This is a genomic window from Archaeoglobaceae archaeon, from assembly GCA_038734275.1.
Taxonomy (GTDB): Archaea; Halobacteriota; Archaeoglobi; order Archaeoglobales; family Archaeoglobaceae; genus WYZ-LMO2.
The window spans coordinates 61612-70526 of sequence record JAVYOO010000011.1; the positions used below are offsets into that span (position 1 = coordinate 61612).

Annotated in this window: 10 protein-coding genes and 1 pseudogene; 5 read left to right on the forward strand and 6 right to left on the reverse strand. The window is 40.2% G+C overall.

Translation table 11 applies throughout. The annotated features are described in order from the left end of the window. Positions 1–102: 102 nt before the first annotated feature. The gene (locus QXI54_09645) at positions 103–381 is read right to left on the reverse strand and encodes a hypothetical protein (GenBank protein MEM0303414.1); all 279 of its coding nucleotides are present in this window, start codon (positions 379–381) and stop codon (positions 103–105) included. Positions 382–551: 170 nt separating this feature from the next. Between QXI54_09645 and QXI54_09650 the strand changes: the two genes are divergently transcribed. After that, the gene (locus QXI54_09650; protein ID MEM0303415.1) at positions 552–1589 is read left to right on the forward strand and encodes a tRNA (guanine-N1)-methyltransferase; all 1038 of its coding nucleotides are present in this window, start codon (positions 552–554) and stop codon (positions 1587–1589) included. Here the strand turns inward: QXI54_09650 and QXI54_09655 are convergent. Then, entirely contained in the window at positions 1551–2810 is a 1260-nt protein-coding gene (locus QXI54_09655) for an amidohydrolase (GenBank protein MEM0303416.1), read from the reverse strand. The genes QXI54_09650 and QXI54_09655 overlap by 39 nt on opposite strands. Before the next feature lie 79 nt (positions 2811–2889). On the opposite strand from QXI54_09655, the gene QXI54_09660 reads away from it, so the two are divergent. Beyond that, positions 2890–3675 (forward strand): MBL fold metallo-hydrolase, encoded by a 786-nt coding sequence (locus tag QXI54_09660; GenBank protein MEM0303417.1) that lies wholly within the window; start codon positions 2890–2892, stop codon positions 3673–3675. Between the two features lie 25 nt (positions 3676–3700). Continuing rightward, positions 3701–4528, forward strand: a complete 828-nt coding sequence (locus QXI54_09665) for a DUF166 domain-containing protein (GenBank protein ID MEM0303418.1) — start codon at positions 3701–3703, stop codon at positions 4526–4528. On the opposite strand, the gene QXI54_09670 is transcribed toward QXI54_09665, so the two are convergent. After that, entirely contained in the window at positions 4518–5888 is a 1371-nt protein-coding gene (locus QXI54_09670; protein MEM0303419.1) for a PAS domain-containing sensor histidine kinase, read from the reverse strand. The two genes, QXI54_09665 and QXI54_09670, sit on opposite strands and share 11 nt — an antisense overlap. Positions 5889–5996: 108 nt before the next feature. Between QXI54_09670 and QXI54_09675 the strand changes: the two genes are divergently transcribed. Continuing rightward, entirely contained in the window at positions 5997–6731 is a 735-nt protein-coding gene (locus QXI54_09675; GenBank protein ID MEM0303420.1) for a DNA polymerase sliding clamp, read from the forward strand. After that, entirely contained in the window at positions 6731–7834 is a 1104-nt protein-coding gene (priL, locus tag QXI54_09680; protein ID MEM0303421.1) for a DNA primase regulatory subunit PriL, read from the forward strand. Before QXI54_09675 ends, priL begins: the two co-directional genes overlap by 1 nt. Here priL and QXI54_09685 read toward each other — a convergent pair. From QXI54_09685 to QXI54_09695, 3 genes and pseudogenes are all read right to left on the reverse strand, one after another. Beyond that, positions 7827–8028 (reverse strand): annotated as a pseudogene (locus QXI54_09685) (NFYB/HAP3 family transcription factor subunit). The gene priL and the pseudogene QXI54_09685 sit on opposite strands and share 8 nt — an antisense overlap. Positions 8029–8196: 168 nt before the next feature. Next, a complete protein-coding gene (locus QXI54_09690; GenBank protein MEM0303422.1) occupies positions 8197–8715 on the reverse strand; it encodes a DUF488 domain-containing protein in 519 nt (172 codons plus the stop codon). Beyond that, positions 8712–8915 (reverse strand): secretion system protein E (locus QXI54_09695; protein MEM0303423.1); only part of this gene is annotated, 204 nt, incomplete at its 5' end. The genes QXI54_09690 and QXI54_09695, both read right to left, overlap by 4 nt.

Consider the following 8915-nt stretch of genomic DNA (forward strand, 5'->3'; position numbering starts at 1 on the left):
GAGGAAAGAGTTAAACTTTTTGAAGTTTATCTATTTCTTTCAAGATGAAATCCAACTCTATTTTTGTTCATTTTATTTTTATTTTTTATTGAAAATAATAAATTATTTTGGAAAGAGAGCTATGACGATAATAATTCTACTACTCACAATACCCATATTAATGCTGAGCATAGCAGTGATTCCATTGGCAGTGTTGATACCAGCACTCTCTTTTGGACTCTTAGCGTTTTCAATGATACTTTGTGCTTCGCAGGTTCTCATGGCCCTGCTCTCATCTATGTTCGGCTTAATGAATGTGGCAGGAGTGGCAATGTCTTTGCTGTTTTCTTTTGTTACAACCTCAATAAACCTTGGATTGCATTTGGGACCTGTCACAGGCAATTTACAATAACTTCTCGCAGACAACAATGGCCATAAATTCAACAATGGAAAATTTAAACTCTGAAGACGCTATTTTGAATTTTTATTTTTTATTTTTAGTGAAGTTTAAAACATGATCTCGAACTGAGTTGTGCTTAAATTTATTTACTTAATAGTTTTCAGAGTTCTCTGTGCGACTTCGAGATCTTTTCATAAAAAAGCTCTCAGACTTTGGAGTTGAAAAAATCGGGACTACCATAAAGGAAATTTCGAAATCAAAAGATCCCATAAGAGCAATGGCACTTGCTGTAGCAAATGGAAAGGCGAGGGTTTTTAAAGGGGATGGAGGGTTACACCATTCATTTACATTAGATGGAAAAATCCAGCACCAACCACCAGAAGCTTATGTAGGAAAAAACGGTCAAATTCTCTTTTCAAAAGAAGATTTAATTAGAGAAGCTAATTTCCCATTTATTGCCATCGATTGTAGATTTTACGATCTTCATTCGGAGAAAGAAAAGAGAAAAATCGGCTTACAGGTAGTTCAGACTCTGGGAGTTGTGAGGGAAATTATGTGGGATGAAAAGCTAATAGTTGCTGGTAAAGACTTTGGCGTTGGGGTTTACTGCGAAAGACTTGAAGATTTCTTGCTGAGCAAAGGGATCCAAGAGGTTGTTCTGCTCGATCCAAAAGGAGATAAACTGTTTGATCAGAAAAAAGCAGATTGCTACGTTATTGGCGGTATTGTTGACAAGGCTGAGAACAGAGATCTTACTGCATTGATTGGAGAAGAGCTCGAAAGAGCGGGAATAAAATGCGATCGGAGAAGAATTGAGCTAAGAGGCGACATAGTAGGTGTGCCTGACAGGATTAACCATATCGCAGAGATCGTTTTGAAGGTTGTGCTTGAAGGCTTTGACGTTGAAACCGCAATAAGGAGTGTTCAGCCGATAACTGTGGCAAAATGGAGACTCAGAAAGGAGTTGCCGAAGAAAAGCCTTAGAGTGCGAGTTGGAGATAAAACGATCAGAGTTGTTTCGAAGAGCACATTTAAAGAATTTGACTGGCTTAACCTTCGCCTGTCGGATTTCTACGATGTTTGCAGAGAGCAGAAGCTATACGTAGTCTCCGAAGAGCTAATGAAAAAACTCATAGGGCTTGAATGGGACGAAAAAAGAAGATCTTATGTTCTAAACCAATCCAGCGAAGAATTTCTCAGCAGTCTTTGAGAATCTCTCCAGAATTTTCTCCTCGCCTTCGAAATAGCCATTCTCCACAACTATTTTTCCATCCAAGATCACCGTGTCAACGCATTCGCTTGAAGCAGAGTAAACAAGGTTTGCTACTAAGTCGTGGCATGGAGTCATTGAAACCTTGCTGAGATCGATCAGCACAAGATCTGCAAGCCAGCCAACCTCTAATTTGCCTGCTTTTATTCCAAAAGCCTTCGAAGCATTTTCTGTGGCAATTCTAAAGGCATCTACCGCCTTAAATGAGTCCGCTCCGTAATAAAATTTTTGAAGCAAAGCGGAGAACTTCATTTCCCTAAGAATGTCAAGGGAGTTGTTGCTCGCCGCCCCATCTGTGCCAAGAAGCACGTTTAGCCCAGCTTTTTTCATTTCAGGATAATTCAAAGCTTTGCCCACACTAAGCTTCATGTTGCTCGCAGGGCAGTGCACCGCATTAACTCCACGCTTCGCCATTAGCTCGATCTCGCTTCCTTCAAGCCAGACGCAGTGTGCTGAAATTAGCCTCGGGCTAAGGAATCCAATTTCGTCCAATGCCTTTACAATTCCCTTTCCATGCTTTTTCTTGAACTCCAAGACTTCTTTCTCGGTTTCTGCAAGGTGGAAGTGCACAAATATGTTCTCTCGCTCAGCAATTTCCATTGCCCTTTGCAAACCTTCAAGGCTTACCGTGTAAACCGCATGCGGGGCTATAGCTCTTAGAACTCTGAAGTTCTTGAGCTCCTTAAGCTCCTTTTCGACTCTTTTTAGATTAACCTCGAGCAGATCCTTGCTAAAGAAATCAAAGAAGGCTGAAGAGAGGCATGCCCTAATTCCAGTCTCTTCAACCGCCCTTGCGGTCGCTTGGGGGAAGAAATACATGTCAAGGAAAAAAGTTGTTCCACTTTTCAGCATTTCAATGCATGCAAGCTTTGAAGCCCAGTAAACAACTTCTTCATTCAGCTTTGCTTCAGCAGGCCAGATCTTCTTTTCAAGCCACTCTTGCAACGGCATGTCGTCAGCGTAGCCCCTGAATAGAGTCATCGCCGCATGGGTGTGTGAATTAAAAAGCCCCGGGATCACTGCAAGTCCCCTTCCATCGATCACGTAATCGCTTTTATTTTTCACATCTCCTATTGCTGCGATCTTGTTTTCTTCGATCAGAATATTTGCGGAGATCAGCTTATCATTGCGTAGCACTTTTGCATTTTCGATCAGAATCATGAAATATGGTGGATCTTGTATTTAAAAAACTGTCTCGCAATTTTCGAAAATTATTTATCATTTTTTGAAGGCTAAGGATATGCTCATACCCTCGGAACACGAAGGTGTAAAAGTTGTGAAATGTGGAACCGACGTTGGCGGTGGGAGAGTTCTCTACTGGGTATATTTCTATGTCTATAAAGACTTCCTCTTCGATTCTGGATGCCCCCATACAGCAAAAGAGGTTTTTGAGGCGTTTAAGGACAAAAAGGCTTTAATGATCACACATTACCACGAAGATCACAGCGGTGGTGCCATAGAGCTTCAAAAAGTTATGAAAGTGTTTGCTCCAAAAAGGTCACTTGAGATCCTTAGAGATCCGCCAGAGGTTTTGCAGTATAGAAAGATCGTCTGGGGACAGCCTACTCCCGTGATTGCTGAGCCTTTAGAAGAGATGCCTTTTAAGGAGATCGAAGTCATAGAAACACCCGGGCACAGCTTTGACCATGTAAGCTTCCTCATAGACAGAAAACTCTTCTGCGGTGATCTTGTCGTTACAAGGGGGCAAATTGTATGCATGCGTGAAGAGAGGCTCTTGGAGACCATTAAATCGATAGAGAGGGTGCTTAGCTACGATTTCGACTTCGCATACACTGGTGTTGGATTTTCAACCAGGGAAGCGGTTGAGGATTACTTGGCTTACCTTGAAGAGCTTAAAGAAAAGGCTGAGGAGCTTTACAAAGAGGGTAAAAGCATTGAAGAAATCGTAAATGCGGTATTTCCAAACCCTCCAGAGAAGGCTTTGTTAATGGAAACCGTTAGCGAGAAGGAATGGGCGAGGGAGAACATCGTCAGATCGCTCCTAAATCTTTCGGGGCAAAGTTAATCTTCAGTTTAACTGAACGTCTTTCATGTTTCAGTCAGAGTTAAGGCTGATTGTTTTTCACTACGGATTCTTTGGTGAGAGATTCATAGCAAATCTTATGAACTACTCGAACTCCTGCCCTTCTTTTGGAGCCTGCGGAATAAATTCATGCACTCTTTGCAAGGAAAAGCTTTACAGCTTCTCAAAGAACATAATTGCGAGCTTTTCAATGGTTGATCCAAAAACAATGCCAAGCTTTATTGAGAACGCCGACGATTTTTTACCAAAGTTCATTCCTGAAGCGGACATAGCAATAGCGATCAATTTACATCCAGACGTTCTCTCAGCTTTGCCAGAAAAGCTGGCTGGAAAGGTTTCCGCACTCATTGTTCCAGTTGAGGAGCCCAAATGGTGCACACTTGGGCTTGCTAAGCAATTGAATGAGAAATGTGAAGCTCTTGGCTTGGAATTTCTTGCTCCCAAGCCTTTTTGCTCAATGCGAAAAAGTGGACAGAAGACCATAGACAGATTTATTGAAGAATTTGGCATTGGTTATCCTGAATTCGAGATCGAAATCGAAGAAGGAAGAGGAAAAGTCAGAATTCTAAGAAGTCAGCCTTGTGGCTGTGCCTGGTTTATTGGAGTGAAGCTTCGAGGCTTTGATTTCACAGATTACACAACGCGAGAGCTATGGAATGCTGTAAGCGAGGCTCATCACAGCTATCCATGCACCGCAAGCATGGAAAAGGATCCTGAGTTTAACGAAACCCTTTTGCATGTCGCGGGCTACATTGCAAGGCATGCGGTCGACAAGGCTTTAGGCTACGAGGGCGATGAAGAGATCCCAGAAAATCTTAAAAAATTCATTCTTTAACTTCGATTTGAGGTCTCAGTGGGAGCCTTATCTCAAATAAAGCTCCCCTTGGGACGTTATCTCTTACACTAACTTTCCCACCAAACATCTCAACGATCTTTTTAACCAAGTATAGCCCCAAACCTCCTCCCCTTCTCGAATAGCCTGATTCAAAAATTTTCTCTTTTATCTCATTGGGAATTCCGACTCCGTTATCCGCTATTTCGATTATGCATTCGTCTCTCTCTTTGAAAACGTTTATAGTTATCTCTACTGGGCTAACTTGGCTGTGGAGTATCGCATTATTTATTATGTTTTCTATAGCGGATTTCAGGGCCTCGTTTGCCTCTACAAAAACATCTTGGATGCTCAGTTTGAAAACGGCCTGCTCAGCATATTTATCCACCGCCCACCTAATCACTTCCGCCACATTCATGGGCCTGAGCTTACCCATCGCTTCTTCGAGGTTCTTTATGTCGTTAATTTTTTCCACTATTTTATCAATTCTTGAAAGTGCCATTTCGAGCATCGCATCTTCTTTTACCTCAATTGCTCCTCGAATTACTGCCAAATCGTTCAATATGTCGTGTCTAAGCATTTTCGAAAGAAGAGACAAAAACTCATTTTTTCTACTTAACTCTTCATTCGTTTCTTGGAGGTCAGTGGTGTCAAGAGTAGTTACATAAACTGCAGGTTCACCTTTATACATTATCCTCGTTGCTCTTGCGGTTATCCATCTGATTTTACCATCTTTTCTTATAATTTTCCAATAAACCGCTCTTTCGTCTTCTCGAAGTCCTGCCTCTCTTTTTAGGTAGTTGTTGTAAACTCTTTCCCGGTCTTCGGGATGAATAACTTGGAAAACATCAATATTTTTCATTTCCTCTTCGGTATATCCCATGCCTCTTGCAAAGCTTTGATTAAAAAATACGAGTTTTCCTTTCTGTATAATACATATTCCGGCGAAAGATTTATCGACGAGTACCCTATAGAATTCCTCTCTTTCTTTGAGCATTTCTTCAAGTCTTTTCGCCTTCGTGATATCAACGTAATTCCCTATAGCATATTGTCTATCCTTATACACAAATGGTCTAAACAAACCGTAAACCCATCTTACTCTTCCATCCTTAGTGACGTATCTTATCTCATCAAGAACGACTTCTCCTTTTCTTACTCTTTCTATATATTTTTCAACTTTTTCGGTATCATCTTTGTAAACCAAATCGAAAACGGTCATTTTTTTGAGTTCGTCATTTGAGTATCCTGTAGCTATGCAAAATATCTCATTTGTATATAGATGATTTAAAGTATCATCAGCGATGAATACACCTGCAAGCATTTTGTCGACGAGATCTTTCCAGAAGTAAATATCAAATTCCATGATAATTATTATCAGCAAGAAGTATAAGACTTTTTCGGATTTATGCTAACTCAAATCATGGTTCTTGCAGAAAAAAATAAATATTAACTGACCAAAAAAAGTTTGGCTATGGTAGAGGTTATAATGTCTGGGGAAATACTGAAAACGATTTCGAGGGCTATAACTGTTCTTGTGAGTGAGTGCAGAATGCACTTCTTATCGAAAGGTGTTCATTCTCGTGCTGTAGATCCTTCGAACGTTGCAATGGTGATTGTGGATGTGCCAAAGGAAAGTATGGAAAGCTACAGGATTGATGCTGAAAAGACGATCGGGGTGGACATGAACCGAATATTTGAGATCAGTAAAAGCATAAGTGCCAAAGATCTCGTGGAACTCTCCCTTATAGATGACGCAACTTTGCGGATAAAGTCAGGCAGTCTTGATTATAGCCTTTCGCTGATAGATCCTTCAGCAATTAGAAAAGAACCAAAAATTCCAGAGCTGAACCTTCCTGCAAAAATTGTGCTTGATGCTGGAGAATTTAAGAAAGCTATTTCAGCTACAGAAAAAGTGAGTGAGCACATAGTTCTTAAGTCTGATAAAAATAGCTTTACGATTGAAGCGAAAGGTGATGTTGAGAGGATGGTATTTACAATGGCCAGTGGAGAGCTTGTGGAGTTTAATGGAGGAGAAGCGAGGAGCATGTTCAGTTTGGATTATTTAAAGGAATTCTGTAAGGTTGCAGGTGCGGGAGATTTACTTACGATTTACTTGGGCACGAATTATCCTGGAAGGTTCTCTTTTGAGCTCGTTGGTGGTAAGGTTCGAGTTGAGTTCATCTTAGCTCCTCGCGTAGAGAGTTGATGAAATATTTACCACTTTTTCAGATCATTTCAGCCTATCCCTTTCTTAAAAGTTCGATTTCAGTGTTTGGAGGTCTAAATATTGTAGAAGAACTTGAAAAATTCCCTGAGGCAATTGAAATGGGAAAGAAGTCCATTTTGAATGCCATTAAAGGAGAACATTCTAAAAAAGAACCATTAAGAAGTCTTATTTGCTTGGGCTGCGATTTAAAATGTTTTAATTGTAAAAGCATCAGAAAATTCGAGAGCTGCAATCTTTGCATGAAGTGTTTTGAGAACTGTGAGTTTTCATATGGGCTGGGAACAGATGAGGGAATAAAAAGAAATGCTAAAGTATCTCTGTTAAGTTATATCAGTGCCAAGATTCTTGTTTCAAATCTTGAAGATTGGGTAAGAATGAGATTTGCAGTAAAAGAAGCGAATTTGTATTCACTAGCCTTAAGAGAAGATTTGGATGAGATCGTCAGATTGGTTGCTCTGGATTTGGGCATAAAGCTCAGGGGCTGGGATACGCATGTGTCGAGCTATGTTAGAGCATCTTCAAGAATTAAAAGTGATGAATGGAGGCTGGTTAATAGGAAGCTTGTTTCAGGATACGTAAAAACTTCGAAGGTGGAAGTTGTTAGAGTAATCGAGGAATTTCTTCGGTCTCGCATCTTCGAAAAAGTTAACTTTTATTCCGATTTTCTGGAGCCACACTTAAGAGAACTGCGAGGCATTGCATTAAAGGAGAAAAAATTTGAGTTCGATCTTGGAGAAGTAGATTTAAAGTGTTTGCCCCCATGCATGCTTGAAATTCTCAGTGAGCTTCAAAAAGGAATGAATGTGCCTCACTCAGCGAGATTTGCACTAACATCGTTTTTGCTAAACATTGGTATGGATGTGGAAAGTATTCTTGGTCTTTTTAAAAAATCGCCTGACTTCGATGAGGAGAAATCGAGGTATCAGATAGAGCACATTGCGGGAATGAAGGGAAAAGGTTCTGAATACACACCGCCTGCTTGCGATACCATGCGAACATATCAAAATTGCGTTGCAAACTGCAATGTCCCTCACCCATTAGTATACTACCAAAATTGTAAAAAAAGAAAAAAATCTACTTAAAACCCTTTGCGGCCATTTTTATATCCTCAACTTTCACTCCTGCCATCATTTTTTGCAATTTCATTTGCCTTCTTAGCAATTTCCATCGCATATTTTTCAATGGCTTTCGCCAATTCTAACTTTGCATCTTCACTTACCCTAACTGCTCCGGCTTTTTTCAAAAGTCTCTCAACTGGTGCGAGGGGCAACTCCATTTCGATCTCCTCCGGTCATAACCCTCTGTAACAAACCCTTATATAAATTTTTTCATCACTATACCCTTTTCTATGTCGATTGGTCGAGTTAAGCTTACAAGAAACACTTAATTTGGATTTTGGTAGTGATAATAAAAATTTTATCAACTCTGGAGTATTCAAAATTTGTTATCTCTCGATATCGTATATCAACCCTCCCCCCTCAATCCGAGCACTTTTGCTGAGCGCATGCAGCATGATTTTATCATCATCAATAATATGAATAACTTCAAAACCCCGCATTTTCAGGTAATCTGCCAGAAATTTTCTGTGACACTTCCAGAAAAATCTTTCCGCACACATCAATGCAATTGTTTTGCTTTTTGCAAGCTCAATGATTTTTTTGATCTCTTCTTCAAACTCTTTCGTAAGCATGAAGTCTGCATAGTTCCTGAAACCCTGACTTTTTATTGCAGTGTTTGGTGAATCTTTTAGAATTTTCTTTCTAAAGCCCCCAAGCTTGGGGAAATGAGTGTATTCAATTCCTAACTTTGGCAACTCTTTTTTCAGATAATCTTCACTGAAATGTGCAAATCTCGACTTTGGAATTTTTCTGACATCAACAATAACTTCTATCCCGTTTTTAATTAATAGAACAATAAAAGAATCAAAGTCTCTGTTGGAATGACCTATTGTGTAGATCTTCAAAGCTCCTGAATATCGAGCAGTTTCATTGCTCTTTCTGGGCTAATCTGGTAGGTGTGAATGACATTGGATACACTTCTAAAATCCCTTATATTATGACTCACCATGAACTCCAGCACTTTCCTACGGCGGAGCAGTTCTTCACTCAGCTCCTTCACGCTCCAGCCTCTGTGCTTCCTTATCTCTTCCAGAGCTTTGGAAGT

Excerpts from the sequence above, each read along its gene's own strand:
- priL (MEM0303421.1), top strand. The coding sequence starts at position 6,731 with ATGAAATATTTACCACTTTTTCAGATCATTTCAGCCTATCCCTTTCTT.
- QXI54_09665 (MEM0303418.1), top strand. The coding sequence starts at position 3,701 with ATGTTTCAGTCAGAGTTAAGGCTGATTGTTTTTCACTACGGATTCTTT.
- QXI54_09660 (MEM0303417.1), top strand. The coding sequence starts at position 2,890 with ATGCTCATACCCTCGGAACACGAAGGTGTAAAAGTTGTGAAATGTGGA.
- QXI54_09670 (MEM0303419.1), bottom strand. The coding sequence starts at position 5,888 with ATGGAATTTGATATTTACTTCTGGAAAGATCTCGTCGACAAAATGCTT.
- QXI54_09675 (MEM0303420.1), top strand. The coding sequence starts at position 5,997 with ATGGTAGAGGTTATAATGTCTGGGGAAATACTGAAAACGATTTCGAGG.
- QXI54_09655 (MEM0303416.1), bottom strand. The coding sequence starts at position 2,810 with ATGATTCTGATCGAAAATGCAAAAGTGCTACGCAATGATAAGCTGATC.